Source organism: Streptomyces sp. NPDC030814 (assembly GCF_055572155.1).
This window is the reverse complement of record NZ_JBVIDX010000005.1, coordinates 316,006-342,394: the sequence shown is the minus strand read 5'-3', so window position 1 is coordinate 342,394 and position 26,389 is coordinate 316,006. Positions and strand designations below refer to the sequence as shown.

General features: G+C 72.6%; 25 protein-coding genes and 3 pseudogenes. 16 read left to right on the top strand and 12 right to left on the bottom strand.

Features of this window, described 5'->3' with window-relative positions:
* Positions 1–39: 39 nt before the first annotated feature.
* Both ACZ43N_RS14165 and ACZ43N_RS14160 read right to left on the bottom strand, forming a co-directional pair.
* The gene (locus ACZ43N_RS14165; RefSeq protein ID WP_468097485.1) at positions 40–225 is read right to left on the bottom strand and encodes a hypothetical protein; all 186 of its coding nucleotides are present in this window, start codon (positions 223–225) and stop codon (positions 40–42) included.
* Positions 226–830: 605 nt separating this feature from the next.
* A pseudogene (locus ACZ43N_RS14160) lies at positions 831–1,892 on the bottom strand (ArgE/DapE family deacylase); the annotation flags it as partial.
* A 326-nt stretch (positions 1,893–2,218) separates the two neighbouring features.
* On the opposite strand from ACZ43N_RS14160, the gene ACZ43N_RS14155 reads away from it, so the two are divergent.
* Positions 2,219–2,767, top strand: coding sequence for a YciI family protein (locus ACZ43N_RS14155; protein WP_468097483.1), 549 nt, complete (start codon positions 2,219–2,221; stop codon positions 2,765–2,767).
* 71 nt (positions 2,768–2,838) lie between these two features.
* Here the strand turns inward: ACZ43N_RS14155 and ACZ43N_RS14150 are convergent, their stop codons facing one another.
* Positions 2,839–3,027, bottom strand: a complete 189-nt coding sequence (locus ACZ43N_RS14150; protein ID WP_468097482.1) for a DUF5708 family protein — start codon at positions 3,025–3,027, stop codon at positions 2,839–2,841.
* A 226-nt stretch (positions 3,028–3,253) separates the two neighbouring features.
* Between ACZ43N_RS14150 and ACZ43N_RS14145 the strand changes: the two genes are divergently transcribed.
* Positions 3,254–3,730, top strand: a complete 477-nt coding sequence (locus tag ACZ43N_RS14145; RefSeq protein ID WP_468097480.1) for a hypothetical protein — start codon at positions 3,254–3,256, stop codon at positions 3,728–3,730.
* Positions 3,731–3,769: 39 nt separating this feature from the next.
* Here ACZ43N_RS14145 and ACZ43N_RS14140 read toward each other — a convergent pair whose 3' ends face one another.
* Positions 3,770–4,468: a helix-turn-helix transcriptional regulator gene (locus ACZ43N_RS14140; RefSeq protein WP_468097479.1), complete on the bottom strand. Its 699-nt coding sequence runs from the start codon at positions 4,466–4,468 to the stop codon at positions 3,770–3,772.
* A 62-nt stretch (positions 4,469–4,530) separates the two neighbouring features.
* Between ACZ43N_RS14140 and ACZ43N_RS14135 the strand changes: the two genes are divergently transcribed.
* A complete protein-coding gene (locus tag ACZ43N_RS14135) occupies positions 4,531–4,971 on the top strand; it encodes a hypothetical protein (RefSeq protein WP_468097478.1) in 441 nt (146 codons plus the stop codon).
* Positions 4,972–5,002: 31 nt separating this feature from the next.
* Here ACZ43N_RS14135 and ACZ43N_RS14130 read toward each other — a convergent pair.
* A pseudogene (locus ACZ43N_RS14130) lies at positions 5,003–6,213 on the bottom strand (MFS transporter).
* 181 nt (positions 6,214–6,394) lie between these two features.
* Positions 6,395–7,072 carry a class I SAM-dependent methyltransferase gene (locus ACZ43N_RS14125; protein ID WP_468097476.1) on the bottom strand — a complete coding sequence of 226 codons (678 nt, stop codon included), beginning with the start codon at positions 7,070–7,072 and terminating at the stop codon, positions 6,395–6,397.
* A 112-nt stretch (positions 7,073–7,184) separates the two neighbouring features.
* Here ACZ43N_RS14125 and pgm point away from each other — a divergent pair, with 112 nt between their 5' ends.
* Both pgm and ACZ43N_RS14115 read left to right on the top strand, forming a co-directional pair.
* Positions 7,185–8,825 carry a phosphoglucomutase (alpha-D-glucose-1,6-bisphosphate-dependent) gene (pgm, locus tag ACZ43N_RS14120; RefSeq protein ID WP_468097475.1) on the top strand — a complete coding sequence of 547 codons (1,641 nt, stop codon included), beginning with the start codon at positions 7,185–7,187 and terminating at the stop codon, positions 8,823–8,825.
* Positions 8,826–8,965: 140 nt separating this feature from the next.
* Complete coding sequence (locus tag ACZ43N_RS14115; protein WP_468097473.1) at positions 8,966–9,943, top strand: Rieske (2Fe-2S) protein; 978 nt, start codon at positions 8,966–8,968, stop codon at positions 9,941–9,943.
* A 23-nt stretch (positions 9,944–9,966) separates the two neighbouring features.
* Here the strand turns inward: ACZ43N_RS14115 and ACZ43N_RS14110 are convergent, their stop codons facing one another.
* Positions 9,967–11,184 carry a PP2C family protein-serine/threonine phosphatase gene (locus tag ACZ43N_RS14110; protein WP_468097694.1) on the bottom strand — a complete coding sequence of 406 codons (1,218 nt, stop codon included), beginning with the start codon at positions 11,182–11,184 and terminating at the stop codon, positions 9,967–9,969.
* Between the two features lie 258 nt (positions 11,185–11,442).
* Complete coding sequence (locus ACZ43N_RS14105; RefSeq protein ID WP_468097471.1) at positions 11,443–11,772, bottom strand: WhiB family transcriptional regulator; 330 nt, start codon at positions 11,770–11,772, stop codon at positions 11,443–11,445.
* Positions 11,773–12,140: 368 nt separating this feature from the next.
* On the opposite strand from ACZ43N_RS14105, the gene ACZ43N_RS14100 reads away from it, so the two are divergent.
* From ACZ43N_RS14100 to ACZ43N_RS14085, 4 genes and pseudogenes are all read left to right on the top strand, one after another.
* Positions 12,141–12,602, top strand: a complete 462-nt coding sequence (locus tag ACZ43N_RS14100) for an SRPBCC family protein (protein ID WP_468097469.1) — start codon at positions 12,141–12,143, stop codon at positions 12,600–12,602.
* 287 nt (positions 12,603–12,889) lie between these two features.
* Positions 12,890–13,465 (top strand): hypothetical protein, encoded by a 576-nt coding sequence (locus ACZ43N_RS14095; RefSeq protein WP_468097467.1) that lies wholly within the window; start codon positions 12,890–12,892, stop codon positions 13,463–13,465.
* Complete coding sequence (locus ACZ43N_RS14090; protein WP_468097465.1) at positions 13,462–14,103, top strand: vitamin K epoxide reductase family protein; 642 nt, start codon at positions 13,462–13,464, stop codon at positions 14,101–14,103. The genes ACZ43N_RS14095 and ACZ43N_RS14090 overlap by 4 nt, the downstream gene beginning before the upstream one ends.
* A gap of 56 nt (positions 14,104–14,159) precedes the next feature.
* Positions 14,160–14,622: pseudogene (locus ACZ43N_RS14085) on the top strand (hypothetical protein); the annotation flags it as partial.
* 23 nt (positions 14,623–14,645) lie between these two features.
* Here the strand turns inward: ACZ43N_RS14085 and ACZ43N_RS14080 are convergent.
* Positions 14,646–16,358 carry a SulP family inorganic anion transporter gene (locus ACZ43N_RS14080; RefSeq protein WP_468097463.1) on the bottom strand — a complete coding sequence of 571 codons (1,713 nt, stop codon included), beginning with the start codon at positions 16,356–16,358 and terminating at the stop codon, positions 14,646–14,648.
* 189 nt (positions 16,359–16,547) lie between these two features.
* On the opposite strand from ACZ43N_RS14080, the gene ACZ43N_RS14075 reads away from it, so the two are divergent.
* The 4 genes from ACZ43N_RS14075 (at position 16,548) to ACZ43N_RS14060 (ending at position 20,249) form a co-directional block, all read left to right on the top strand.
* Positions 16,548–17,453, top strand: coding sequence for a universal stress protein (locus ACZ43N_RS14075; RefSeq protein WP_468097462.1), 906 nt, complete (start codon positions 16,548–16,550; stop codon positions 17,451–17,453).
* A 40-nt stretch (positions 17,454–17,493) separates the two neighbouring features.
* Entirely contained in the window at positions 17,494–18,387 is an 894-nt protein-coding gene (locus tag ACZ43N_RS14070; RefSeq protein WP_468097460.1) for a universal stress protein, read from the top strand.
* 42 nt (positions 18,388–18,429) lie between these two features.
* Complete coding sequence (locus ACZ43N_RS14065; protein ID WP_468097459.1) at positions 18,430–18,954, top strand: flavodoxin domain-containing protein; 525 nt, start codon at positions 18,430–18,432, stop codon at positions 18,952–18,954.
* A 281-nt stretch (positions 18,955–19,235) separates the two neighbouring features.
* Positions 19,236–20,249 carry a 2-hydroxyacid dehydrogenase gene (locus ACZ43N_RS14060; RefSeq protein ID WP_468097458.1) on the top strand — a complete coding sequence of 338 codons (1,014 nt, stop codon included), beginning with the start codon at positions 19,236–19,238 and terminating at the stop codon, positions 20,247–20,249.
* An 82-nt stretch (positions 20,250–20,331) separates the two neighbouring features.
* Here the strand turns inward: ACZ43N_RS14060 and ACZ43N_RS14055 are convergent, their stop codons facing one another.
* Complete coding sequence (locus ACZ43N_RS14055) at positions 20,332–21,030, bottom strand: CBS domain-containing protein (protein ID WP_468097693.1); 699 nt, start codon at positions 21,028–21,030, stop codon at positions 20,332–20,334.
* A gap of 58 nt (positions 21,031–21,088) precedes the next feature.
* Positions 21,089–21,553 carry a cyclic nucleotide-binding domain-containing protein gene (locus ACZ43N_RS14050; RefSeq protein ID WP_468097456.1) on the bottom strand — a complete coding sequence of 155 codons (465 nt, stop codon included), beginning with the start codon at positions 21,551–21,553 and terminating at the stop codon, positions 21,089–21,091.
* 524 nt (positions 21,554–22,077) lie between these two features.
* Between ACZ43N_RS14050 and ACZ43N_RS14045 the strand changes: the two genes are divergently transcribed.
* The 3 genes from ACZ43N_RS14045 (at position 22,078) to ACZ43N_RS14035 (ending at position 24,253) form a co-directional block, all read left to right on the top strand.
* Positions 22,078–22,650 carry a sigma-70 family RNA polymerase sigma factor gene (locus ACZ43N_RS14045; protein ID WP_468097455.1) on the top strand — a complete coding sequence of 191 codons (573 nt, stop codon included), beginning with the start codon at positions 22,078–22,080 and terminating at the stop codon, positions 22,648–22,650.
* A complete protein-coding gene (locus ACZ43N_RS14040) occupies positions 22,634–23,665 on the top strand; it encodes a hypothetical protein (RefSeq protein ID WP_468097454.1) in 1,032 nt (343 codons plus the stop codon). The genes ACZ43N_RS14045 and ACZ43N_RS14040 overlap by 17 nt, the downstream gene beginning before the upstream one ends.
* Positions 23,666–23,794: 129 nt before the next feature.
* Positions 23,795–24,253, top strand: coding sequence for a DUF4383 domain-containing protein (locus ACZ43N_RS14035; protein ID WP_468097453.1), 459 nt, complete (start codon positions 23,795–23,797; stop codon positions 24,251–24,253).
* A gap of 230 nt (positions 24,254–24,483) precedes the next feature.
* Here ACZ43N_RS14035 and ACZ43N_RS14030 read toward each other — a convergent pair whose 3' ends face one another.
* Entirely contained in the window at positions 24,484–26,226 is a 1,743-nt protein-coding gene (locus ACZ43N_RS14030) for a cellulase family glycosylhydrolase (protein WP_468097451.1), read from the bottom strand.
* Positions 26,227–26,389: the final 163 nt, after the last annotated feature.

Here is a 26,389-nt window from a genome sequence, read left to right as displayed (position 1 = left end):
CCCGTGACCCCGTCGACAGGAGCAGCCGGCCGGCCACCATCAGCGTCGACATCGAGCAGGGTGAAGTGTGCACAGCCACGCGTCGACGGCGGCCGCGAGGTCGTCCTGGCCGTCGAAGACGTGCCCGTCCATGCCGATGGCCCGCGCCGCGCGGACCTTCTCCTCACGGTCGTCGACGAAGAGGAAGTGGGCGGGTGCGGACCGCAGGGTCGGGCCTGGCCGCACCGATCTTCCCGGAGAACGCCACGGGGTCGAGGTCGTGCAGGTACGTGGGTGACCATGCGGTCGTCGACGCGGGACCAGCTGTCGATGTCGGTGAGCCGCAGCTCCTCGAGCGTGTCGGCGCCGGCGGGGCGGCGCGCGCAGTACGTCGGTCCAGTACGCGGACGCGGTGTGCCGGCCGGCGTCGTAGGCCCTGGACTCCCAGCTCTGTCCCCGGGGGCCAAGGTATAGCTACGAGTGATGCTCAGGCCGCGGATCGCCTGAGCTGGCCCGCGGCCCCTTCCAGGTCGAGGGCAGCGCGCGAATCCAGGCAGTCGTCCCGGTCCAGGCTGCCCTGCTGTACGCGCGCGAGGCGACGGAGGAGGTGGTGGGCGCAGGGTGGCGGGCTGACCGCCGAGAGGCGACGGCTTCGTGAGCGGATCCGGTACGAGGCAGGTGAGCGGTTCGGCCGTGGTGAGAGGACTGCGGTGATCGCTCTCGGGCCGGTGGCCGAGGACTGCCGTACTGTCGGAACCGCCGCTGGCCGCCCCTCCGACCACCTCCGGCTCGCCGCAACAGTCACTTCCACCGGGTCACAAGCAGTCGGTAGGGGGTGAGGCTGGGGGCTACTACTTGGTGCCGACCGTGCGCAGTGTGGCGAGCACCAGTGCCCGGGTGACGGTGACGATGTCGCTCACGCGGACCTGTTCCTGCGGACCGTGTGCGAGGCGTACGTCGCCGGGGCCGTACTGCAGCGTGGGGATGCCCGCCCCGGAGTACAGTCGCAGGTCGCTGCCGTAGGGGGCGCCTCGCTCGGAAGGTCGCGGGCCGCCGGTGACGTCGGCGTGCGCGTCGGCGACCTGGGCCGCGAGCGGATGCCCGGCCGGCAGCCGTCCGCTGGCGAACTGCCCGCCGGGCCACGTCACCGTGGCGGGGTGGGAGCGCAGCCAGGGGTCGGCCGCGCAGACTTCGGCCACGCACGCCTCCAGTTCGGTGCGTGCCTGGGCCGGATCCTCGCCCAGCCGGACGCCCAGTCTTCCCTCGGCCACCAGGAGGTCGGGCACGCTGCTGGCCCAGTCGCCGGAATGAACGGTACCGACGGACAGCGGGTAGGGGATGGGGTATTCGGACATGAGCGGGTCGGCGCCGACGTTGCGGCGGGCTTCCAGATGGGCGAGCGCGCGGTGGATGGGCAGGTATGCGTCAATGGCGCTCACTCCCACGTATCTGGTGCTGCCGTGGGTGGCCCGGCCGGGTACTTGGATGCGAAAGGTCAGGGCGCCGGCGTTCGCAGTCATGACCGCGCCGCTGGTCGGTTCGGTGATGATGCAGGCGTCGCCGGTGTGGCCGCGTTGGAGGGTGCCGAACGCCCCGAGTCCCCCGTCCTCTTCGCTGACTACGAAATGCGCGGACACCCGGCCGCGCAACCTTGCGCCCGCCTCCCGTATCGCGGCCAGGGCGGCGAGTATCGCCACCACACCCGCCCTCATGTCGCACGCTCCTCGTGCGTGCACCACGTCCCCGGTAACCCGAGGGCGGAAGGGGTCACCCTCCCAACGCGCCAGGTCTCCGGAAGGGACGACGTCGACGTGCCCCTGGAGGATCAGGGTCGGCCCGTCGTCCTGGGGCACCGTGCCGCCCACCAGGCCCCACGCCTCGGTGCGGGGGGCCTCGCTGCCGGGAAAACGAGGTGGGGGCGGCTTCCTCGTCGTCGTCCACGGCCGCGGCGTCGCAGACGACGATCTCCGGAGCATTCGCGGAGGCGGCGGGGCCCAGGTGGCGTCGTGATGCGGTGATGTAGCCGGGTGCGGCGGGATCGGCCAGGAGGAGACCGTCGGCGACCTCGCCCGCGAGCCTGCGACTTGGGCCGCGGACGAAAGCACGGAGGGGGAGTACGTACTACCGGTCGGTCGTCAGGGCCACGCGCGGCGCGGATCGCGACGGGGCCCCGCGCTCCGCGCCCTTGATCACGAAAGTCGGTTGAGGCGGCGCCGGATGTCGGCGAGGGTCTGTGCCCATGGAGTTCCTCTGCTACCACCGCGACCGGCCCGGCTCCCTCCCCTTGCGTGAGGAGCTGGTGGAGGCGCACTGGGCCTACATGGACCAGTACACGGACGAGCTGATCGCCCGCGGCCCGACCTTCGCCGAGGACGGTGAAACGCCCAGCGGCAGCGTCCACATCGTCGACCTGCCCGATGCCGCCGCCGCCCGCGCGTTCGCCTTCGACGAACCCAACTACCAGGCGGGCGCCTACCGGGACGTCCTGCTGCGCCGGTGGCGCAACCTGCTGGGGCGCACGATGTGGGACTTCCCCGGCGGCCGGACCGGCGGCAACCGGTATCTGGTGCTCGGCCTCGGCTCGGGCCGGCCCGCCGACCTCACCGTGCCGCCCGACCGCGACGAACTGATCGCGTACGGACCGCTGCTGTCCGACGACGGCGCGACCTGGCTGGGTACGGCCGTACTGCTCAGGGCCCCGGACCCGGACACCGCACGCGCCGTCCTGACCGCGGACAGGTACGCCGGCATCGAGGTCCACGACTGGGAGTTCGGCGGACGCCGCTGAACCGAGGGCCCGCCACAGCGGCGGCACAGCGGCGGCGCAAGGCGGTCACCGGGCAGACCTACGTCGCTCGGTCACAGGGCCGCCCTCGCCGCCTGGACGAGGCCTACGAGGAGCAGACCGCCGCCGATGACCATCAGGACGACACCGACCTTGGCCGGGGTGACGACGGGGATCTCGACTCCCTCGGTGAACAGCTTCAGGGCCAGGCCGATGAGTAGGGCGGCGGATCCTTCGGCAAGGTTCTTGGAGGCAGGACTCACTGCTGGACTCTTCTCTCTCAGCGGCACACCACGCTCACGTGCGTCCGACCCGGGGATCGACTTCATCGTAGGAGCGGCGACGGAGGGGGCTCGTCAGCCCTCCGGACGATCGTGCGCTGCATCGTTCGACGGACGGCGCGGGAAGGACGGGGACGCGGGGGCCGCCGGTCGCCCCCGCAGGGACGATGGGCCGGACTGTCGAGGGCGTGGCATAGCCTCGGCGCCCATGGCTGACATCTTTGAGCTGACGCTCGGCGTGGACCTGAGCGGTGAGCTGTCGGAGGAGGAACTCGCCGAGCTCCGCTGGCACCTGGGGCTGGGCCCCGAGCCGGAGGTCCTCCGCATCGTGACCGGGTTCCCCTGCGTGGTGGAGGACGAGCACGGACGGCCGGTGATCGAGGACCACCCCGAGCCGCTTCTCGCCCAGCGCGGCGAGGCGTTCAAGGTGGGCGGCGCGCTCACCTCGGCCCTGTCGCGGACACAGGACACCGGGTCGAGCACGTGGACCCTGACCAGCCGCCAGGAGATCCACCCCGATGATTTCGAGCGCACGGGCCGGCTCCTCGGATGGCTGGCGACCAGGGCCCGCGACACCCGTCGGCACCCGGACGGCCGCGTCGGCCTGGGCGGGATCCGGTTCCACGAGGAGTGCCGCCCCGAGCCGTTGGCGGTACGGGACGGCACGGTGCTCTGGCCGTCCTGAACCCTCGGCCGGGAGGGCGGCGCAGCCGGGCGGGGCCCGTCAGGCGACGGGCAGCAGGCGGACACAGCAGTGGCCCGCGGACGGCAACAGGCGTGCCTCCAGCCCCTCCTCGCCCAGCCTCCTCAGCACTCCGCGCAGCAGGTGCAGGTTCATCCCGCACACCGTCTCCGTGTGCTCGCGGGCCAGCACGTGGAAGGGGCAGTTGCCGAGGACGATCGCCTCCCCGTCGACACGCGGCTCGAAGCCGAGGCGTTCCAGCAGGTCCGTCACGCCGGCGGCCTCCTGCTCACCGAGCTGCTCGCCGAGCTCCGTGGCCTTGCGGTGCAGCGCCGCGCGGACCGGTTCACCGCTGGCGTCGGACTCCTCCACCGCCTGCGCGAGCAGCCGCCCGGCCAGCTCGTAGCGCCGCTCGGGCAGGGTGACGCTGACCTGTCTCCCGGAGCGCCGGTACAGCTTCGCGGGCCGGCCGGCGCCCGGGCCGGTCCGTCCACTGCGCCGCTCGTACACCACCTCGAGCAGCCCCTCGTCGGCCAGTCGGTCGAGGTGGAAGGCCGCCGTCTGCCGTGCCAGCCCGAGGGCCTGGGCCGCGTCGTCCCGGCCGACCGGGGCCGACTGCCGCGCCACGTGGTCGTACAGCCGTCGGCGTGTCGGCTCGTCCAGGGCCGCGACGGCGGAGACGTCACCGCCGGGTACTTCCTTCGCGTGGTCCACGCACACCAGTGTAAAACCAACAGTCATTGACTAAAGACCTGAGCGGGGCTTCTATTGATAGTGAACGTTGTCGATAGAAGGAGGGCGTCATGCCGTCCACCCACACCCTCAGCACCACGCCGCTCACGTCGCGGCGCGGCCTGGCCGCCGACCCCGCCCGCCAGGCGTTCTGGATCCTGCGGACAGGGTTCGCCGTGGCGCCGATCCTGTTCGGCCTGGACAAGTTCGCCAACCTGCTCACGGACTGGCCGGCCTACCTTGCCCCGTGGATCGACGACCTGGTCCCCGGCAGTGCCCAGGCCGCCATGTACGCCGTCGGTGTCATCGAGGTCGTCGCCGGTCTCACCGTCGTCCTGGCCCCACGCCTCGGCGGCTGGCTGGTCGCCGGCTGGCTCGCCGGCATCATCGTCAACCTGCTGAGCATTCCCGGCCACTACGACATCGCCCTGCGGGACTTCGGTCTGCTGCTCGGTGCCGTGGCCCTGGCCCGGCTCGCCGAGCGCTACCGCACCCCGCGGAAACCGGACTGAGGACGCGCCCCGCCGTGGGCGACCGGACCGCTCAGCGCACCCCGCCGGCCTCCGCCTCCGCCGCCGGCACCGGGCGGCGCAGGAGGTGGAGGCCCGCCGCCGACACCAGCAGGGCCACGCAGGCGATGAAGACCAGGCCGGCGCTCTCCAGGCCGATCGGTTGCGTCAGCAGCCCCATCCCGATGACCGGAAGGGAGATGCCCGTGTAGGCCACCACGAAGAGCGCGGAGATCACGGCCGCGCGACGCTCCGCCTCGGCGGCGCGGGCCACGGCGGACAACGCCCCGCGAAACGCCAGCCCCTGCCCGGCGCCGCCGACGAGTGCGCTCAGGACCACCAGCGGCAGCGACTCCCACCACAGGGCGCCCGCCAGCAGTGCCAGCCCGGCGAGGAGCGCCGCACAGCCCAGCGGCAGCGACCGGCCCACACCGACCCGGCCGACGACCGACTGCCCGGCGGTGGACGCGAAGAAGGCCAGCGCGACGACCAGACCGCTCACCGCGTGGTCGTGCACGTCCAGGGACTGGGCGAGAAAGGCCGGGCTGACCGACGTGAACACCCCGAACAGCGCGAACCCCACGAAGGAGGCGGTCGCCGCCGGTCCGAACGCCGCCCGCACGCCCGGGTCAGGCCGGGCCGTTGCGGCCGTACCGTGCTCAGCGGCCGCCGCTCCCGCACGGTTTCCGGAAGGCGCAGCAGGACGACCGTCGAGCAGGCCACCAGCGAGAGGTGAACGGCGAACGGCAGATACAGCGGCCAGTCGGCGCACTCGGCGAGCACACCGGCGAGCAGCGGACCGCAGCCGAGGCCGCCCATGTTCGCGGCGGTCGCCACGAACGTGGCCCGAGAGGCGCCGCCGGGCGGTGCCAGCTCCATGACGTACGCCGTGGCGGCCCCGGTGAACAGGCCGGCCGACACCCCCGACAGCAGCCGCCCCGCGTACAGCCAGCCCATCGCGACGGCGTACAGGAAGCACATGGCGCTCGCGGCCGCGAACCCCAGCCCCCACAGCAGCACCGGACGCCTGCCCACGGCGTCCGAGGCGTTCCCCGCCAGGAGCAGCACCCCGATGACACCGACGGCGTAGACGGCGTAGACGACGGTGACCGTCAGCTCGGAGAAGCCGAACTTCTCCTGGTAGAGGCCGTAGAGGGGAGTGGGCAGCGTCGTGCCGGCCATGCATACGGCGAACACCGCCCCGCCGCGCAGACACCGCCCCCAGCCTCGAAGATCACCGCCCATACCGCCGACCGTAACCGCACCCGCAGGCCCACGCGCCCCGACACGGCCCGTACCTCCGGCGCCGAGCAGTTCGGCGATCAGCAACAGACGTTGTGGCAGATGGCCGGATCACCCGGCAGGTGATCGACGGGGTTCTACGCCGGGTATCCGGGGGCAGCCGCCCGCGCGCCGCGCCGCCGCGTCAGCGGTCGGTCCCGTCGCGCCGGCAGTGCAGGAAGAGGTGGGGCTCGGGGCCGGCGTCGGAATGGTCCGGGGTGAAGACGGCGGTGTGGCGGGACAGCACCGTCAGGCCCGCCGCCTCCACCGCGGCGACGACGTCCTCCTCGGCGAAGCTGGTCGCACGGACCGGCCGGCCCATGAAGACCACCTCGACGTCCTCCACGTCCGCCGGCACCGTGGCCAGCACCAGATGCCCCCCGGGTCGCAGGGCGAGCGCCAGCCGCCGCAGCACGGCCGACTGCTCGGTCCGGGGCATCTGCAGCAGCGAGAAGAACACGCACACACCGTCGAAGGAGGCCGCCTCCAGCGGGAGCTCCCGGATGTCGGCGCGGCGGAAATCCGCCTCGGGGACCCGACGTTCGGCGAGTTCGACCATGACGGGCGAGATGTCGACGCCCAGCACCGAGTGGCCCGCCTCGACGAGCGCGGCCGCGGTGGGCCGCCCCGTGCCACTGCCCACGTCCAGCGTCCGCGCGCCCTCAGGCAGCCGCTCGATCAGCCAGTCCAGCGCTGCCAGATGCGCGGGGGCATGGGCGAACGCCCGCTCGTAGTCGGCGCCCAGAGCGTCGAACAGCACGGCGGCGGGCTGCTGTTGGTGATCCTGCGTCACAGCGGTGTCCCTTCGTTCGCCGACCCGCATCGTCGCACTGGCGGGACGTGCGCCACAACGGCCGCCCGGTGCGCGTCCCGACGCGTCCGGCGGGGGAGAATGAGGGCCGTACCCAACGGTCGATCTTGCGGAGGAGCGGGAAATGCAGGACGCGCGAGCGGGGCAGGTCGCCGGGCCCGAGGACCTCGTCGATGTGGCCCGCCTGGTCACGGCGTACTACGCGCTGCACCCCGACCCGGCGGAGCCCGCGCAGCGGGTGGCGTTCGGCACCTCGGGACACCGCGGCTCGTCCCTCCTGGCGGCGTTCAACGAGGACCACATCGCGGCCACCAGCCAGGCCATCTGCGAGTACCGCGCCGCCCAGGGGACCGACGGGCCCCTCTTCCTCGGCGCCGACACCCACGCCCTGTCCGAGCCCGCGCGGATCACCGCACTCGAGGTGTTCGCCGCCAACGACGTGACCGTCCTCATCGACCAGGCCGACGGCTACACGCCCACCCCGGCGGTCTCGCACGCCATCCTCACCCACAACCGCGGCCGGACCTCCGCCCTCGCCGACGGCGTGGTGGTCACCCCCTCGCACAACCCGCCCGCCGACGGCGGCTTCAAGTACAACCCGCCGAGCGGCGGCCCCGCCGGTTCCGAGGCGACCGCCTGGATCCAGGACCGCGCCAACGAGATCATCACCGGCGGCCTGAAGGACGTACGGCGCATCCCGTACACCCGCGCCCTGGCCGCCCCCGGCACCGGCCGCCACGACTTCCTCGGCACCTATGTGGCCGACCTGCCGAACGTGCTGGACCTGGAGGCGATCCGCTCCGCCGGGGTACGCATCGGCGCCGATCCGCTGGGCGGTGCCTCCGTCGCCTACTGGGGCCGCATCGCCGAACAGCACGGGCTCGACCTGACGGTGGTGAACCCCCTCACCGACCCCACCTGGCGCTTCATGACGCTGGACTGGGACGGCAAGATCCGCATGGACTGCTCCTCGCCGTACGCCATGGCCTCGCTCATCGAGCGGCGCGACCGGTTCGACATCGCCACCGGCAACGACGCCGACGCCGACCGGCACGGCATCGTCACGCCGGACGGGGGCCTGATGAACCCCAACCACTATCTGGCCGTGGCGATCTCGTACCTCTTCTCGCACCGGCAGCAGTGGCCCGCCGGAGCCGGAATCGGCAAGACCCTCGTGTCGTCCGGCATGATCGACCGGGTCGCCGCGGACGCCGGCCGGGAACTGGTCGAAGTCCCGGTCGGTTTCAAGTGGTTCGTGGACGGCCTGTCCGACGGCACGCTCGGCTTCGGCGGCGAGGAGTCGGCCGGCGCGTCGTTCCTGCGCCGCGACGGCTCGGTGTGGACCACCGACAAGGACGGCATCATCCTGGCCCTCCTCGCCTCCGAGATCACGGCCGTCACGGGCAGGAGCCCGTCGCAGCACTACGCCGGGCTCACCGAACGCTTCGGCGCCCCCGCCTACGCGCGCGTCGACGCCCCGGCCTCCCGCGAGGAGAAGGCGCTGCTCGCCAAGCTGTCCCCGCGCCAGGTCACCGCCGACACCCTCGCCGGCGAACCGGTCACCACGGTGCTCACCGAGGCCCCCGGCAACGGCGCCGCCCTCGGCGGGATCAAGGTCGCCACCGCCAACGCCTGGTTCGCGGCCCGCCCGTCCGGCACCGAGGACGTCTACAAGATCTACGCCGAGTCCTTCCTCGGCCCGGACCATCTGCGCCGGATCCAGGAGGAGGCCAGGTCCGTGGTGCTCGCGGCCCTGAACGCCTGACAGGAGGGAGGAGCCTTGCCGGGCCCACACCGGTGACGGCGGACTCGGCCCGCGCACACCACGCCCGTGGCGCCCGCCGGGGTGCGCGGCGAGGACCGCCTCTGCCGTTTGCCGTCGGCGTGGGCGGGGACCCGCAGGCCATGAGCCCGACACCACGCCGCCGGACGGCGCCGAACCGGGTCCTGTGGCTGCTGGACCGCCTGGAGCGGGAGCCGCGGGCCGACGCCGTGATCGATGTGCTCCGCAGGCGGGTGCGAAACCTGCCGCTGGGGCGCGGCCGGGACCTGCTGCACGGCCGATGGCTGGGGCATCCGGTCCATCCGCTGATGGTCCAGGTGCCGATCGGCAGCTGGCTCTCCGCCGCCGTCCTCGATCTGCGCCCCGGCCGCTCCCGCGAGGCGGGCCTCCTCGTCGGCGTCGGCCTGGCCACGGCCGCTCCGGCGGCCCTGGCCGGCGCCGTCGACTGGGCGGAACTGCACCGTCAGCAGCAGCGCGTCGGACTCGTGCACGCCCTGGCCAACACAGCGGCGGTCGGCTTGTACGCGGTCTCGCTCGCGTGCCGGATCAAGGGCCGCACGCTCGCCGGCCGGGCCTACGGCTTCCTGGGGCTGACGGCGGCCGGCACCGGCGGGATGCTCGGCGGTCACCTCGCGTACCGGCAGGCATCCGGCGCCAACCACGCCGAAGCGGTCCCGCACGTCGTGTCGCAGGGCTGGCGCAGGATCGGCACCGTGGACGAGTTCCCCGTCGGCCGGGCCGTACGGCGCGCCGTGGACGATGTGCCGGTCCTGGTCGTCCGCGAGAGCGGCGGGACGCTCCACGCGCTGGCCGAGCGGTGCAGCCATCTCGCGGGACCGCTGTCCGAGGGCACCGTCGCCGACGGCTGCGTCCAGTGCCCCTGGCACGGCAGCGTCTTCCGACTCTCGGACGGCTGGAACGTACGCGGCCCCGCCACCGCGCCCCAGCCCGCCTTCGACACCCGGATCATCGACGGCCATGTCGAGATACGGCTGCGTCAGCAGGACGGTGCGGAGCCGGGAGCGAACGGCCGGGCGGCGGACCGGCGGCACAGCGGTGCCTGGGCCACGGGCCGTCGGTCCAGTGGGCACGGCGGCTGAGCACCAGTCCGCCGCGGGCCTGCTCACCTCACGGGTGAACTGCTGATCTGCCGCTTCTCACCGCGCGACCGGTCGTCACCGGTGTGTGCGCCGCCCTGCCATTCACAGCACAGGACCGTGGCGTCGTCGGCCAGGAAACCGTCGTGGTAGTCGAGGACCGCGTGGACGAGCCGCCGCAGCGTCTCGGGCAGCGGGACGCCGTCGGCATGGTGGCGGACGACGAAGTCGACGAAGCGGTCGCGGCCGAACTCCTGCCCGGTGGCGTCGCGCGCCTCGGTGATGCCGTCGGTGTAGAACAGCAGCCGGTCGCCCGGTTCCAGCTGTTCCCGGCAGATGGTGGTGCCGAGGCCGAGTTCGGTCCCCAGAGGGTGCGTGGGCGGACAGGCCAGCGTGGTGACCCAGCGGCCGCCCCGGATCAGCACCGGGAGGGGATGCCCGTAGTTCACCCAGCTCAGGTATCCGGTCGTCAGGTCGAGGTCGGCGAGGATGCCGGTGGCGTAGCGGCTGTGATGGAACTGTTCGAGAAGAGCCGCCTCGACGGAGGTGCCCGCTTCTACGAGTCCGGCACCCCGGCGGCGGTTGCTGCGGCAGGTGGCGATCGCCAGGTTCGCGGTCAGCCCCGCGGCGGTGTCGTGGCCCATGGCGTCGAAGATGGCCAGGTGGGCGACGTCCGCGGCCAGCGCGTAGTCGAAGGCGTCACCGGCCGTGTCGTACGCCGGCTCCATCGCGGCCGCGATGGTCACCCTGCCGTCGGAGAACGTCTGCGGCGGCATCAGGGTCCACTGCATCTCGGCCGAGGGACTCATGCGCCGGGTGCGGGTGAGGCGGGCGTAGGAGTCGCTGTAGCTGCGCTTGGACACCAGCATCAGGCCCAGGAGGGACGCGAGATCCTGCATCGCCTCCCGGTCCGGGTCGGCGACGGTGACGTCCACGCGCAGGACCCCGAGGCGTTCGGTGCCGTCCACCACCGGGATCCAGTGCCGTCCCCGGCCGTCGGTCACCGCACCGCCCAGCCCCTTCTGGAAGGCCCGGCCCGCCAGAGTGGCGTCGACGCGCAGCTCCTCGCCGCCGTCCCCGGCGTCGGCGCCCAGGCCGGTCAGTTCCCGCAGCACGTCCTGCTGCAGGTCCGCCAGGAAGATGCTGGTCCGTCCCAGACCCGCGCGCTCCGCGTGGCTGGCGACCAGACGGGACATCTCCTCGAAAGTCGCCAGATGACTGGCGCGGGTGAGCGCGACCAGCATCCGCGCAGGGTCCTCGTACGCCGTCACACCAAGCCCCATCGAAAGGGGACTGCCCGGTCCGCCCGTCGACCTCGTTCGAAGAAATGGTCAGGAACGGCTACGGCTGACGAAGACGAGAAGCCCAGATGGCTGTTACGGCCAGCCTACGGCAGCGGCCGGCCCGGGGGCGGAGGGCGGAGCCCCGGGCCCGGGAGACTTGCCCGCCCGGCCCCATGCGTCAGATTCCGGCTCCGCGCCCTCCGGGGAAGCACACCGGTTTCAGGCCGACCCGGCGACGTCGAGCGCCGATGTCCCCTTGGCCATGCCCCGGCGCAGACCGCGCCGTTCCTCCTCGCACGTACCGCCCCACACCCCCTGCGCCCCGGTGGCCTGAAGCGCCCACGACAGACATGGGCGGATCACCGGGCAGCGCCGGCAGACCGCCTTCGCCCTGGCCTGCTGATCCCGCAGGGCGGCTCCGGTGACGGCCACGGGGAAGAAGAGATCGGGATCCTCATGGGCGCATGCCGCTTCTCGCCACCAGTCCATGGCTGCCGCCTTCCCGTCCGCGCCGACGACCAGCGGATCGGCCCCGCTGACGGCGATCATCACCGCCGCCGATTCCCCGGCGCCCGCTGGATGCCTGCCAGCCGAGTGCGCTTTCCCACCGGGGGAGCCCGACCTCGTCACGAAGCAGACACACCGCGCGGCCCCATTTTCACGCCAAACGCGGCACACGCAACCGTGACGACGTGACCTTTTGGGCGGACGGGCCGGACGCGCCCGCGAGCGGTGCCCTCATCGAGGCCACCCGGAGCGGCGGCACCCGGCCCGCGACACACGACCGGCCGGTTCGAGATCCGACCGCGGCATCGGTCGTAAGCGAGTGATCCACGGGTACTCGACCGCCGTGCAGAGGTCGCGGTCGGCCGGGAAACGTGGCCGGCCGTGGCGAGGACGTATGCAAGGAGGCTCAGATGAGCACGGTCAAGGAAGCGGTCGAAGTCGAGGTCCCCGTCCACACCGCTTACAACCAGTGGACCCAGTTCGAGGAGTTCCCGCGGTTCATGGAGGGGGTCGAGGAGGTCAGGCAGCTCGACGACCGCCACAACCACTGGACGACCAAGATCGGTGGGGTGAAGCGCGAGTTCGACACCGAGATCGTCGACCAGCTCCCGGACGAGCGGATCACCTGGCGCACCACCTCGGGTGACACGAGGCAGCGGGGCACAGTCCACTTCGAGCGCGTGGACGACACGCACACCCGGGTGGAGCTCGTCATGGACATCGAGCCCAGCGGCGCCGCCGAGAAGACCGGCGACATGCTGGGCATGATCGACCGACGTGTGAAGGGCGACATGCGCCGCTTCAAGGAGTACATGGAGCAGCGCGGCAGCGAGTCCGGAGCCTGGCGGGGCCGCATCAGGCCCGGCGAGTGAACCCGCCCCCGCCCCTCGGACGCGTCCTCGTCGGCGCCGGCCACCGCCCGGTGGCCGGCGCCGACGCGCGTGAACCCCCGAGGACGACTCCCGAGGACCACCCCCGCGGACGGGCCCGCCGGCCCGCGCGGTCCCCGCACACATCGTGACCAGGGCGTAATCGCCCTGTGCGGAGGTCCGTTCGGCCCTACCCCCGGGCGATCGGACCGGGCTTCACTGCATCCCATCGGTTGCTGAGGCGGAGGGACGCACATGTCCGGCAAGAGGACGGCTCGGGAGGTCGAGCGGTGATCGTCGCGGTGGGGCACGCGGATCTGACCGCGCCCGCGCTGGAGTTGGTGCAGGCGGAACTACAGGACCGCCTGGATCGCCTGACCGAGGGCGCCGCCTGTCTGGTGCGCGCCGGGGCGGGAGTTCCCCTGGTGTTCGGGCGGGCGGTGCGCGCGGTGGGAAGGCGGCTGGTCGTCACGCTGCCAACCCAGCGTGCGGTGCCCGCCGTGCTGCCCGAGCCCGACCGGTCGGGAGCCGCGGAACTGCTGATGCTGGCCGAGGAGGTCCGGCTGCTGGGCTTCGACCCCGCGGACCGGGACGCCTGTGTGGGCGCCGACGAACGCGTCGTCGCGGCCGGCCGAAGGATCTACGCGGTCTGGGACGGCTCACCGTCCGACGGCACGGACGCCACCGCCCACCTGGTGGCATACGCCCGGTCCCGCGGCATCCCGGTCGAGGTCGTCTGGCCGGCCGGCGCCGCTCGGGAGACCAGAGGCATGGACGCTCACGCCGTATCGCTCCGCGGGACCCGGACCCGTACGGCGGTGGTGCCCCGTGAGGGCGCCCGCGCGGCGAAGGGCGGTCCGAGGTGAGCACCACGAGCATCACCCCCGGCCAGGGCGCCCGGCGAGACGGCGACGGTGCGCGGACAGGTGCCCGGCCGGCCTTCGCCTGGCTCCTGGTGATCACAGGGGCGCTCGGGCTCCTCGGCTCCTTCGCCATCACCGTCGACAAGTTCCGGCTGCTGGAGAACGCCGCGTATGTGCCCCCGTGCAGTCTGAGCCCCGTGGTGTCCTGCACCAGTGTGATGCGCAGCGAGCAGGCGGCCCTGTTCGGCTTCCCCAACCCGGTGATCGGCCTGATCGCGTTCGGCGTCGTGACCGGTATCGGGTTCGGTCTGCTGGCGGGAGCCCGCTACCGGCGCTGGTACTGGCTCGGCCTCAATTTCGGCACCCTCGGCGGCGTGGTCTTCAGCATGTGGCTGATGACGCAGGCGTTGTACGAGATCGGCGCGCTCTGCCTGTGGTGCATGCTCGTGTGGGTCGCCACCATCGCCATGTTCTGGTACACGACCGTGCACAACCTCCGTCACGGCATCATCCGGGCACCGCGCCAACTGGTCGCCGCGGCATGGGAGTTCCACTGGGTGGTGCCCGTCACCTGGTACGCCCTGATCGGCATGCTCATCGCGACGCGGTTCTGGACCTACTGGCAGGCGCTGCTCCTCTGACCGGCCGGTGACCGGCCGGTGACCGGCCGGGGCGGCAGCCGCCCCGCCTCCGTCCGTTCTGCCAGGAGGCCCTGCGGGGCCCCGACATCGCCGATCCGCGGGGCGGCCCGCCGACGAGGGCATCCACCCCGGCGCCATGGCCGGCACCCTTGACCTAGAAGGCTCATGAAGATCTTGGGTTCTGGCCCAGCGCCGACTGACGGCCTGAAGACCCGCGAGGGCGCGCTGTGGCGGGCGCTGTGACCGGAAAGGTTTGCCGGACAGCTCGCGGTGTCCGGCAAACCTTTCCGGTCACAGCACTGGAAGCAAGTGCCGCTGCCGGAGCCGTCGTCGTACGGGTGCGCCCTCCGCCAGCCACCAGGACCACTGCGGGCGGACGGCTGCGGCCGGAGCGCGGGCGGCTGGAGATCACGGTGCTGTCATCCGAACGCTCCGATCGACATCCGGCTGCCCGGCCGGGACGTGCGTCTCCAGCCGGGGGGGAGCGGACGCCCCGACCTCCCCGACCGGCCCGCCTGACAGGGCGTCCGGACGACACTCCCTCAGCGGTGCTCGCCCCACTCCCGGTAAGCGGCCACGGCCGTCGGCAGCGTGGGGAAGATCCGCTCGGCGCCGACGGACTCCGCGAGGCCGTACGCCCTGAGGTCGTCCATCAGGTCCTGCTTGACTCGGGCGAGCGCGAAGACGACGCCCCGCCCCGTCAGTTCACGGCGGAGCTCGTCCACGGCGTCCAGGGCGGTGATGTCGACCTCGACGTTCGCCTCGGTGTTGAGGACGAACCAGCGCACCGGGTCCTCCTGCTCGTCCACCGCGGCCAGGGCACGGCGGCGGAAGTCCTCCGCGTTGGCGAAGAAGAGCGGGGAGTCGTAGCGGTACACCAGCAGGCCGGGAATCGTCCGCGCCTCGGGATAGTCGTCGACGTCGTGCATGCCCGCCACGCCGGGCACCAGCCCCTCGACGGCGTCGTGCGGACGCGCCACCCGGCTCAGCAGCTCCGCGATCGACAGGCCGACGGCGACCAGCACCCCGTACAGGATGTCGAGGACGAGGACCCCGGCGAGGCAGCCGAGGGCCAGCAGCAGCTCCCGTCGGCGGAACGACGCCAGCCTGCGGAAACCCGCCAGGTCGATCATGCGGACGGCCGCGTACACGACCAGCACCCCCAGGACGGCCCTCGGCGTGCGGGACAGCAGCGGACCGAGGAAGAGCAGCACCGCCAGGACGGCCGCCCCGGCGACCAGCGAGTACGCCTGACTGCGGGCGCCCGCGGACGACGCGAGCGCGGTACGGCTGGCGCTGCTGCTCACCGGGAAGCCGCTCAGCACACCCGCCCCGAGGTTGGCGGCACCGAGGGCGAGGAACTCCTGGTCGGCGTCGAGGGCCTCCTCGCCGCTGCGGTCGGCGAAGGCCCGTGCGGTGAGGATGAAGTCGGTGTAGCCGACGAGGAGCACGCCCAGCGCGGGCAGCACCAGACGGGGCAACTCGCTCAGGTCCGGAGTGGACAGCCCGGGCAGGCCGATCGGTACGTCACCGATCACCTCGATGCCGTACCGGTCGTCCAGCCCGAAGGCGGTGACGGCCGCCGTGCCCAGGACCAGCACCAGCAGGGGGCCTGGAACGGCCCGGACGTACCGGGTGGCGGTGAAGAGGAAGGCCAGCGCGACGGCGGAGAACACGACGGTGGCCGTGTGCGCGTCCGGCAGGTTCCGGACGAAGGACCACAGCTGCGAGAAGAACGCGGACCCCGTGGTGTCGACCCCGGTGAGCTTGGGCAGCTGGTCCACCGTCATGATCAGCGCCACGCCCGCCAGATAACCGATCAGCACCGGCCGGGACAGCAGGTCCGCGACGAAACCGAGCCGGGCCACACGCGCCACCACGCACAACGCCCCCACCGTGATCGCGAGCGTCGCCGCCAGCGTCGCGTACCGGTCCGGGTCCCCGGCGGCGAGGGGCGCGACCACCGTCGCCGTCATCAGCGCCGTCGTCGACTCAGGGCCCACCGACAGCAGCCGGGACGAGCCGAACAGGGCGTACGCGGCCAGGGCCGGCAGGATCGCCCACAGCCCGGCGACCGGCGGCAGCCCCGCCACGCCCGCGTACGCCATCACCTGGGGCACGAGGTAGGCGGCGACCGTCACCCCGGCCAGGACATCGCCCTTCAGCCACGAGCGCCGGTAGCCGAGGAGCGTGCCGAGCCCGGGCGTCAGCCGGCGCCACCCGGGAACGTGCCGTCTGCCCGAGCCCTGGACCATGGGCCTCCCCTCATCGCGTGGAGATCAGCATCCACCGCGGGGACACGCCCGCGCGAGTCACTCGGCCGGGCTTCCCGCCGAACCGCACGCTTCAGGGACGTTCGGCCCCTGCCGGGGACTTGCGGCCCCTGCACCACCGGCCCTCGTGGCACGACGCTGGGAGCACACCCCCGTTCAGGAGGCAGAACCATGGTGAACACCGTTGTCGCAGGGCTCGACGGCTCGGCCGAGAGCCGGGCCGCCGCCGAGTGGGCGGCCCGCGAGGCGAAGCTGCGCGGTCTGCCGCTGGCACTCGTCCACGTCTGGGAGCCGGTGCCCGACCCCATCGCCCAGGCGCCGCTGCTCGCCGCCGAGACGCTCCAGCACTGGAGCGAGCGGATACCGCGCGAGGCGGCCGAGGGGCTGCGGCTGCGGCATCCCGGGGTGGACGTCACCGTGGAACAGATCAGCGGCCGGCCCGGCGAGGTCCTGACACGCGCGGCGAAGGACGCCGCGCTGCTGGTGCTCGGTTCCCGTGGGCTGAGCGGCATCGGCGGCTTCCTGGTGGGCTCCGTCGGCCAGATGGTCGTCGCGCACGCCGAGCGGCCGGTCGTCCTCGTCCGCGCCGGGGAGCAGGCCGCCGACGAGCACCAGGCCGATCCCGTCGGCATCCCGTCGGCCGCCACTTCCTTCCGGCCCGTCGTCCTCGGCCTCGACACCGAGAACCCCCACGACGCCGTGATCGAGTTCGCCTTCGACGCGGCGGCCCGGCGGGGCACCGCCCTGCGGGTCGTCAACGGCTGGAACCCGCCCCCGTACTACGCCTACGCCGTCCCCGCCGACCCGGAACTCGGTCCCGAGCTGCGGAAGAACCAGGTCACCGCCCTGACCGAGACCCTCAGGCCCTGGCAGGGGAAGTTCCCCGACGTGGACGTCACCGAGGTCTGCCGCTGGGGCAGCCCCGCCCACCACATCGTCGACGCCTCCCGCGAGGCCTCCCTGGTGGTGGTCGGCCGCCGGATCCGCCGCAGCGCCGTCGGTGCGCACATCGGCCCGGTCACCCACGCCGTCCTGCACCACGCCACCGCCCCCGTGGCCGTGATCGCCCACCCCTGACGGGGCACCCGCGCTCCGCACATCCCGAGGAGGACCACCCATGGAACTTCCCCTGGTCGTCGGCGTCGACGGCTCCGAACCGAGCCTTCGGGCCGTCGACTGGGCGGCGGACGAGGCCGCCCTGCACGGCGTGCCGCTGCGGCTGGTGCACGCGTCGCTGTGGCAGCGCTACGAAGGCGCCGCGCTCGCCGAGGACCTCGGCAGGACGTCCGAGCAGACGCTCGCCGAGGGCATCGTCGACGCCGCCGCGCGACGGGCGCACGAGCGCCGTCCGGAGCTCAAGGTGTCCACCGAGATCGTTCCCGAGGAGCCGGAGTACGCGCTGGTCCGTGAGGGACGAGAGGCCACGGCACTGGTGGTCGGTGCCCGGGGGCGCGGCGGCATCGCCGAGTTCCTGCTCGGTTCCGTCAGCCTGGGCGTGGCCGCGTACGCCACCTGCCCCGTGGTCGTGCTGCGCGGCGGCCACGACGGGCAGTCGCTGCCGGTGACGCACGGGCGGATCCTGCTGGGCGTCGGTGAGGTGGCCCACGGCTCCGAGGCCGTCCGTTTCGCCTTCGAGGAGGCTGAGCGGCGGGGCGCCGTACTGGAGGCCGTACGGGCCTGGCGGTGCCCCGCGCACGAGACCACCGACCACCCCCTGCTCGCGGGTGAACCCGCCCGCTTGCACGAACAGGACGCCGCCGAGACCCTGGAGGCCGTGCTCAACGACGTGGCCGACCAGCACCCGGCCGTGCGGGTGCACCGGCGCACCGCCGAGGGCCCCGCCCGCAAGGTGCTGCTCGACGCCTCCGCCGAGGCCGACCTGCTGGTCGTCGGTGCCCGGCGCCACAAGGAGCACCGCTTCGGGCTCCAGCTCGGCCGCGTCGCCCACACCGCGCTGCACCACTCCGCCTGCCCGGTCGCCGTCGTACCGCACCGCGCGCACGAGACCTGACACCGGGCAACACACCACGGCTTCCGAAAGGAGGCGGACCACATGTCCACCAGCGTGCTGGTCGCCTATGGGACGACCAACGGATCGACCGCGCGGATCGCCGAGACCGTCGCCGGGACCCTGAACGAGGCGGGACTCACCGCCGAGGCACTTCCGGCCAGGTCCGTGGCGAGCCTGGCACCGTACGACGCCGTGATCGTCGGCGGCGCGCTCTACGCGGGGCGCTGGCACAAGGACGCCCGGCGCTTCCTGCGCCGGCACCGTACCGCACTCGCCGAACGCCCCCTGTGGCTGTTCAGCAGCGGCCCCCTCGACCCCTCCGCCTCGGAGCGGGACATCCCGCCCGTACCCGGCGTGCGGAAGGCCATGGTCCGGCTCGACGCCAGGGGACACGTCACCTTCGGCGGCTGTCTGGAGGAAGGGGCGAAGGGATGGGTCGCCGGGATGATCCTGCGGTCCGGGAAGGGCGGCGACTTCCGTGACTTCACCGCCATCAGGGAGTGGGCCGCCGGCCTGGCGGCGGAACTCGCGGGTGTCACCCCGGGCGGCAGCCGCGCCGCCCCGTGACGAGCACCGGTCCCGCCGGCCCGAGCGGGCGGGCGGAAGACCGACCGGCCACTCCTCGCGGCTGCTCGCCGGTGGGCGCGCACCCGTGTGCCCCAAAGCCGCGAGGGTGCCGAGCGAGTCCTCCTGACAGGGGAGACAGGAGGACTCGCGCCACGGCCGCCGCCCTCACCGGCGCACAGGGGCGGCGGCCGTCCGGACGCCCGGGAGGCGCCGGGCCCGTCCCGACGACGGTTCGACCTACGGTGGGAGGAGTGATCACTCGCCTCAAGGGAGGAAAACACGTGGAGATCGTCGCGTACGGCGTCCAGTCGGACGAGGAACCCCTGCTGCGGGCGGCCTTCGACCGGGTGTTCGCCGACCGGCACCGGCTGCGCTGTCTGTCGCTGTTCCTCGACGAGGACACCGCTCCGACCGCCGACAGCCACGAAGTCGTCCTCTGCGGCGTCAACGACACCCTGGACGCGGGAGTGCTGCGTGCTCTGGCCGCCGGCGGCACCCGGATGATCGCCCAGCGGGCCACCGGATACAACAACATCGACCTGACGGCCGCCGCGGAACTGGGCCTGACGGTGGCCCGCGTCTCGTACTACTCCCCGTACGCGGTGGCCGAGTTCGCCTGGACGCTGGCCCTGGCCGTCGACCGCCGCATCGTCCGCGCCGCTCATCGCACCCGGGAGTTCGACTTCCGGCTCGACGGACTGATGGGCCGCGATCTGCACGGCCGGACCGCGGGCGTCGTGGGCACCGGCAAGATCGGCACCGCGTTCGCCCGGATCGCCCACGGCTTCGGTATGCGGCTGCTGGGCTGGGACGCCTCCGAGAACCCCGACTGCCTGGCCCTCGGCATGCGGTACGTCTCCTCGGAGCAGCTGTTCGCCGAGGCGGACCTGGTGAGCCTGCACGTGCCGCTCCTGGAGAGCACGCACCACCTGGTCGACGCGACCGCCCTGGCCCTGATGAAGGACGACGCGCTCCTGGTCAACTCCAGCCGCGGCGGTCTGATCGACACCGATGCCCTGCTGGACACCCTGCGCGCGGGGCGGCTGAGGGGGGTCGGCCTCGACGTGTACGAGGAGGAAGCCGGACTCTTCTTCCTCGACAAGTCGCTGGAGGTGATGACCGACGAGCGCCTCGCCCGGCTGATGACCTTCAACAACGTCCTGGTCACCTCGCACCAGGCGTACTTCACCCGGGAAGCCGTCGAGCAGATCGCCGCCACGACGGTCGCCAACATCGAGGACTACTTCGCCGGCCGTACCGGCGACAACACCCTCGTCAGTCCCTCGACGAGCTGAGCACCGGCGACGACCTGAGAACGGGCACCGGCCGGGACCGGGAAGCCGCCGACCGGTGCCCGTCGCCCGTAGCCGTGGCGGATCACGACGACGGGACGCCCTCCGCGTTTCCCGACGAGCCGCCGGACGAGTGGGCCAAGTGCCCCGACAGGTCGAACTCGACGTCGACGACGCCCTCCACCGCCCGGATCAGCCGCGCGGCCACCGGGACGAGGGACGTGTCCCGGACACGCCCGCCGACCCGCACGACCCCCTCCCGCACGGTCAGGCGCACGGCCGAGGCCGGCGCGGGGAAGAGATACGCCACCACCTCCCGGCGCACCTCCTCGGCGATGTCGTCGTCGCCGCGCAGGAACACCTTCAGCAGGTCGGCACGGCTCACGATCCCCTCCAGCATGCCCAGCTCGTCGACCACCGGAAGCCGCTTGACCCGGGCGCGGGCCATGGTCCGCGCGGCCTCGGCGAGGGTCGCGTCGGCGCGGACGGTGACGGCCGGAGAGGTCATCAGCTCCCCGGCGGTCACGGCGCCCGCCTTGGCGAGGTCGGCCAGGCGCCGGCGCTGGGTGTACCGGTCGGGGTCGCTGTCGCGGAACTCCTCCTTGGGCAGCAGATCGGCCTCGGACACCACCCCGACGACGCGCCCCTCGCCCTCCACGACGGGCAGGGCGCTGACCTTCCAGTCGTGCATCATGCGCACGATCTCCTTGAAAGCGGCGCCACTGCCTACGGCGGCGACGGTGTGGGTCATCACGTCGCTCACGATGTGCGGGGTGCCGTGCATCATGTCTCCTCGGTCGTCACGTCACGGGGCGGGTCCGTCGGACGGCAGCCGTCAGCCGTCACAGGAGACTGCCGCTTCCGTAGGGGGCGTACAGGTCCAGCAGCCGCGTACGGGCCGAGTGCAGACGGTGGGCGAGGATGCCCCCGACCCACTGGGCGACGGCGAAGCCCAGCGCGGGGTCCTCCTGGCACAGCAGACGGATCGCCGTGGCGTCGAACTCGTGGGCGCGCACCGGGCTGGTCGCCTCGGCCCCCAGATGCCAGACATGCGGGGGGAACAGCCAGGACCAGCCGATGAGTTCGTTGTGCCGCAGGTTCTCGATGACAGCCGGGCGGCGGCCGGGCACACGCATGTCGAGGGTGACCGTACCCGTCCGGATGATCCAGAACCGGTCGGCGGTGACCCCCTCCTCGAAGATCCGGGCGCCCTGGGGGAACGACACCTCGCGCGCGAACCGCATCAGCCGCTGCCGGTGCTCGGCGGGCAACGCCCGCAGCATGCCGGGCGTGGGGGGAGCGTTCATGACGTACCTCCGGAACGGGCGTACGGACTTGGGACCCTGTCACCTCCAGCGTCGTCCCGGACCCCGCCGCCGCGCATGGGTCACCCGGCCCCATGGCCGGGACCACCGGGTACGCCCGGAGAGCCCTTCGGCCACCCCGCGGGTGACCCTCCTGGAAGAGGTGCCCCAGGCGAACCGCGCCGTCCCGCCGACCGGGCTGACATCCGCATCTCGAGCGCCAGTTCGGGGACAAAGCCGGTGGATCGGACACGGTGGCGGCGCCGCGGAGAATTCCCCTGCGGCGGATGCACGCTCTGCCCCCGCGGCACGCCATCACAGGCAGAGGGCGGGACCGGTGCCGCACCGGACCCGTCGGACAGAGACCGCCGGTCCGGGGGGAAGGGGCGAAGCGCAGTGTCCGTGCAGCTATCCGACGAGGTGTTCCTCCTGGCGCCCACGGCGTGGGTGCCGAGCCGTGCCGCGACGGCCGGCGCACGGGCGGGGGCCAGTGAACCACGCCGCGGGAACCGCGAGGACGGACAGGCGTGAGGCGGGGCATACCGGGACACCCGGCCGGCGCCGTGCCGATGACCGAACTGCCGTTGGACTTCGAGGCGTTCCACCGCATGCACCGCCCGGCGTACGTGCGGTGGGTGAGGACGTACCTGAACCACAAGGCCGATGCCGAGGACGCCGTGGACACCGCCTTCGAGCAACTGCTCATGGCCTGGCCGGAGGTGCTGACGAAGGAGAGCCCGGCCGCCTACGCCTGGCAGGTGATGAAGAACCGCACCATCGACGCCGCCCGGGCCCGGGGCCGCCGAGAGGCGCTGGTCGACACGGTCGCGTTCCAGACCGCCGCGCTGCGTGAGGCGGTCGACCCCATCGGGCAACTGGAGGAGAGCATCAACCTCTTCCAGGCGATCGAGGCGCTGCCCGAGCGGCAGCGGGACGTGGTGGTGCTGCTCTACAGCCACGGCCACTCCGTACGGGAGGCCGCCGACCACCTCGGCATCACCCCGGCGGCGGTGCGCTCCACCGCACGCTACGCACGGCACCGCCTCCAGACCGTCCTGGGGCTGGCCAAGGAAGGACAGGCCGATGACGTCGCCCATTGACCAGCTCCTGGCCCGGACCCGGCTGGTCATCGAGCCCTACCCCCCGGCGGAGATCGACGCCGCGGCCCATCGTGTCGCCGCCCGGGTGGCCGCCCGCCGTGCCGAGCCGCACACCGGGGAGCCGGCCCGGGCGGACCCCGAGGGGGCGCAAGGGGGCGCGGCGCGAGATCTGCGGACGCTGTGCGAGACGGCCGTCATGAGCGGCGGAGCCTTCGCGAGCCTCAGGCGCATGCTGACGCGCTCGCTGCCGGAACCGCCCGGTGCACGGGTCCTGGGCTGCATCCTGCACCTCACCGACCGGGAGGACTCCGCCCGGTTCTGGTGGCAGTACGCCGCCGGCGCCGGGGACGGACCGGCCACCTACTGCCTGTACCTGCACCACCGGGCCCACGGCGAGGAACCCGAGGCGGAGTGGTGGCACACCCAGGCAGCCGTGGCCACCGGATGCGGCCACCGGCCGTCCGACTCCGGGGACCAGGACCTCACGGCCACCCTGCGCGTCCTGCGCGCCCTGACAGCCGCCGGCGAGCCGGTCCCCGACCTGGCCTCCAGGGCCGCACAGGTGAGCGCGTTCCTCGCCTACGTACCCGCGGCCCTGTCGTACGTCGACGACGACCTGGACCTGCCGCTGCCGGACCCCGACTTCGCCGACCGCGTCGCCGCCCTCACCGCTCCGCCCTCCGCGGACCCCCGCATCCCGCCCGCCCGCTCCTCCTCACTCCTGCCCGAGACCCGCACCCGCCCCACCGCGTCCTTATGCGCCTCGGCGGCCCGCCCCGCGAGCCTCGCGCACCAGGCACCCGCCCCACCGGCGACGCCGCCTCGGTGGACCTGGAACGACAGCGGCGGGGCGTTCGGCCACAGGCAGCGTGTCGGCGTCGGCGACCTGGCGGCGGAGGCCCGCCGCCGGCACGCGATGCGGGAGTTCCGGCAGCACTGCGAGGGATGCGCCCACTGCGACCCGGTCGGCATCCCCTGCCCCGCCCACACGGCGCTGTGCCCGGGACCGCCCTGACCGTGCCGACGGCCACCAGAGGCGGCGCCGCCGGAACATCCTGTTTCATCCTGCGTCATCCCGGAATCCCGGGGGTACTCGGCGCCCGCAGGCGCTCAACGTGACGCGCCCCGAGAGAAGGCCACCGCCATGACCACGCACACACGCCCGGCGCACCGAGCCCGTACCCCTGTCCAGCAGGCGGCGCTGCTGGTTGGAGCGGTGTTCCTGCTGGTCGGGATCCTGGGGTTCATCCCGGGCATCACCACGGACTACGACGCCATCGAGTTCGCCTCACATGAATCCGGCGCCGAACTGCTGGGGATCTTCCAGATCTCCGTCCTGCACAACCTCGTCCATCTGGCGTTCGGAATCGCGGGCCTGCTGCTGGCCCGCTCGGCGGCCGGCGCCCGCAGCTTCCTGCTCGTCGGAGGCGCCGTCTATCTGGTGCTGTGGGTGTACGGCCTGATCGTCGACCACCAGAGCGACGCCAACTTCGTCCCGCTGAACACGGCCGACGACTGGCTGCACTTCGCGCTCGGCATCGGAATGATCGCCCTGGGCGCGCTGCTCACGCGCGGCCGCACCGCCGACCGTCCGGGAATGTGACGCCGATGGCCGCGCGAGCGGACTCTCACGGCTGCCACCGGACCCGCCGCCGGACCCGCGCCGGACCCGCCGCCGGGTCCGCCGTCGTCGTACGGGCGTCCGACGGCGCGTCCGGTCGTCCCGTCCGCCGGGTGCCGCCGGCTGCACCTGGCACGTGACCCGTCCTCTTCCCCTGACCACCGCCGCACGGCTGGGACCGGGCCGCGCGGCGGTGGTACGCCGGAGCGAGGTCAGGCGGGCGAACCCGTCACCGTGCTGCCCGATGTGGTGACGTGGTACGTGAGCTTCGCGCCGCTCCAGAAGTGGAAGGTGAGCGTCACGCGCGAGTTGTCCTTCAGCGAGGCGAAGAACTCGGCGGTCAGCTTGATGGAGTCGTCGGTGTACGCCGAGAAGGCGGTGTCCCATTGCTGGTACGACGTCCAGTTGGCAGGTCCCGCGTTGCCGCCGTCGTCGTACTTCGCCTCCATGGTCGCGAGCATGTCGCCCCGGAACCGGGTCGGAATGCTCAGGCCACTGGTGCTGCCCGAGGCGCGCGACAGCACCGGCGTGTCGTGGCTGATCACGTCGACCCGCCAGGGGACACCACGCGAGAACCTGGCCTCCAGCGTCGCGTTGACCCCGTACGCCCGGTCGCCGGCCAGCTCGGTGAGCGCGGTGGCCGTCAGGGTGAGGCGGTTGCCGGAGACGGTGTAGTCCTTGCCCCTGCGGAGGTTGCGGGAGCCGTGCCGCAGGGACTGGAAGTCGGTCCCGTTCGGGTTGAGCGTCAGCTCCTGGCTCGTGATGGCCCCGGACTTCGGCAGGAACACCAGGTCGCTGGAGGCGGTTCCCGACCGTGTGGTCCAGCTCGACTTGATCTGCCCGAACAGCTCCGCGTCGCGCCACTGCAGGGTGGTGCGGTTCAGGAACTGGCCGGCGTCCCACAGCATGGTGGTGAGGTTCCGCCTGCGGGCGTAGTCGCCCAGGAACTCGAAGTACTTGCGCTGCTCGCCCCGCTGGATGATGCCGGGCCGGTTGTGGTCGTACGCGAGCAGGGCGTACTCGCCGATGACGACCGGGATGCCGCGCGCGGTGAACGTGTTGTGCGCCCGGTCGAAGGCGGCGGTGAGATCCCGCTCGGAGGTGGCGTCGAACCGGGTGTAACCGGCGATGTTCACGCTGAACGGCCACCAGCCGTAGAAGTGGATGGTCGTCGCCACCATCGGGTCGCGCAGGTCAGCCAGTTCGGTGGCCAGCGCGTCGAGCCGGCCCTGGTCGGCGTTGGTGTACAGCGTCGGCAGCACGAGCAGACGGTCCGCGTTGCCGCCGCCGGACCCGCGGACGATCCGGTGGAAGACCTCGTTCAGCTCGGCCAGCAGCCGGTAGTTCTCGTCGTCACCGGAAGTGCCGCTGAACGTGGGCTCGTTGATGCTCTCCAGCGCCAGTCTCGGCGACCTGTCACGGAACTCGGCCGCTATCTGGGTCCAGGTCGCGGTGTAGCGGGCGAGGACCGCGTCGTGGTCCGTGGCGAGGGTGTTCACCCACATCCAGGAGTCGTGATGCATGTTGAGCAGCACGTACAGGTCTTCCTCCAGCGCCATGTCGACGACCTGGCGCACCTTCGTCATCCAGGCCGGGTCGACCCGGTAGCCGGCCGCCGAGCCCTGGTGGCTGCCCCAGGTGACGGGCAGTCGAATGCTCCTGAAACCCTGTGACCTGAGCTTCTGGAAGAGCGCCCTGGTCACCGGGGGGTTGCCCCAGGACGTCTCGTCGGGGATGGCGTCGTAGGTGTTGCCCAGATTCCAGCCGGGCTGCATGGCCGCCACCGCGCTGCGGGCCGCCGGTGCGCTGGGCGGCGGTACGGGGGGATCGGCGGCCAGCGCGGTGGCGGGCAGCAGCGGGAGCAGGACGAGCGCCAGGACGAGTGCCGCCAGTCTCCGCGGGGTGCGCGACGACCGGCGCCGTCGCGGAAGAAGTCGTGCAAGTCTCCTCGTCATCACGTGCACCTTCTGGTTGTGGGGGTGTGCGACACGTGGCGTCGGCCGGAGGCCGACACAAGAACGAATTCGACAGAGCAACTTTCGCGTGAGCGGCGGAGAAATTAACATGAAGATGTGTCCGTGGCCACAGGTGCGGCGGTAGCGGTGGTGGTATACGAGC

Coding starts and splice junctions, on each gene's coding strand:
- ACZ43N_RS14155 (WP_468097483.1), top strand. CDS start 2,219: ATGGAGTTCCTCTGCTACCACCGCGACCGGCCCGGCTCCCTCCCCTTG.
- ACZ43N_RS14145 (WP_468097480.1), top strand. CDS start 3,254: ATGGCTGACATCTTTGAGCTGACGCTCGGCGTGGACCTGAGCGGTGAG.
- ACZ43N_RS14140 (WP_468097479.1), bottom strand. CDS start 4,468: ATGACTGTTGGTTTTACACTGGTGTGCGTGGACCACGCGAAGGAAGTA.
- ACZ43N_RS14135 (WP_468097478.1), top strand. CDS start 4,531: ATGCCGTCCACCCACACCCTCAGCACCACGCCGCTCACGTCGCGGCGC.
- ACZ43N_RS14125 (WP_468097476.1), bottom strand. CDS start 7,072: ATGCGGGTCGGCGAACGAAGGGACACCGCTGTGACGCAGGATCACCAA.
- pgm (WP_468097475.1), top strand. CDS start 7,185: ATGCAGGACGCGCGAGCGGGGCAGGTCGCCGGGCCCGAGGACCTCGTC.
- ACZ43N_RS14115 (WP_468097473.1), top strand. CDS start 8,966: ATGAGCCCGACACCACGCCGCCGGACGGCGCCGAACCGGGTCCTGTGG.
- ACZ43N_RS14110 (WP_468097694.1), bottom strand. CDS start 11,184: ATGCTGGTCGCGCTCACCCGCGCCAGTCATCTGGCGACTTTCGAGGAG.
- ACZ43N_RS14105 (WP_468097471.1), bottom strand. CDS start 11,772: ATGATCGCCGTCAGCGGGGCCGATCCGCTGGTCGTCGGCGCGGACGGG.
- ACZ43N_RS14100 (WP_468097469.1), top strand. CDS start 12,141: ATGAGCACGGTCAAGGAAGCGGTCGAAGTCGAGGTCCCCGTCCACACC.
- ACZ43N_RS14080 (WP_468097463.1), bottom strand. CDS start 16,358: ATGGTCCAGGGCTCGGGCAGACGGCACGTTCCCGGGTGGCGCCGGCTG.
- ACZ43N_RS14075 (WP_468097462.1), top strand. CDS start 16,548: ATGGTGAACACCGTTGTCGCAGGGCTCGACGGCTCGGCCGAGAGCCGG.
- ACZ43N_RS14070 (WP_468097460.1), top strand. CDS start 17,494: ATGGAACTTCCCCTGGTCGTCGGCGTCGACGGCTCCGAACCGAGCCTT.
- ACZ43N_RS14065 (WP_468097459.1), top strand. CDS start 18,430: ATGTCCACCAGCGTGCTGGTCGCCTATGGGACGACCAACGGATCGACC.
- ACZ43N_RS14055 (WP_468097693.1), bottom strand. CDS start 21,030: ATGCACGGCACCCCGCACATCGTGAGCGACGTGATGACCCACACCGTC.
- ACZ43N_RS14050 (WP_468097456.1), bottom strand. CDS start 21,553: ATGAACGCTCCCCCCACGCCCGGCATGCTGCGGGCGTTGCCCGCCGAG.
- ACZ43N_RS14040 (WP_468097454.1), top strand. CDS start 22,634: ATGACGTCGCCCATTGACCAGCTCCTGGCCCGGACCCGGCTGGTCATC.
- ACZ43N_RS14035 (WP_468097453.1), top strand. CDS start 23,795: ATGACCACGCACACACGCCCGGCGCACCGAGCCCGTACCCCTGTCCAG.
- ACZ43N_RS14030 (WP_468097451.1), bottom strand. CDS start 26,226: ATGACGAGGAGACTTGCACGACTTCTTCCGCGACGGCGCCGGTCGTCG.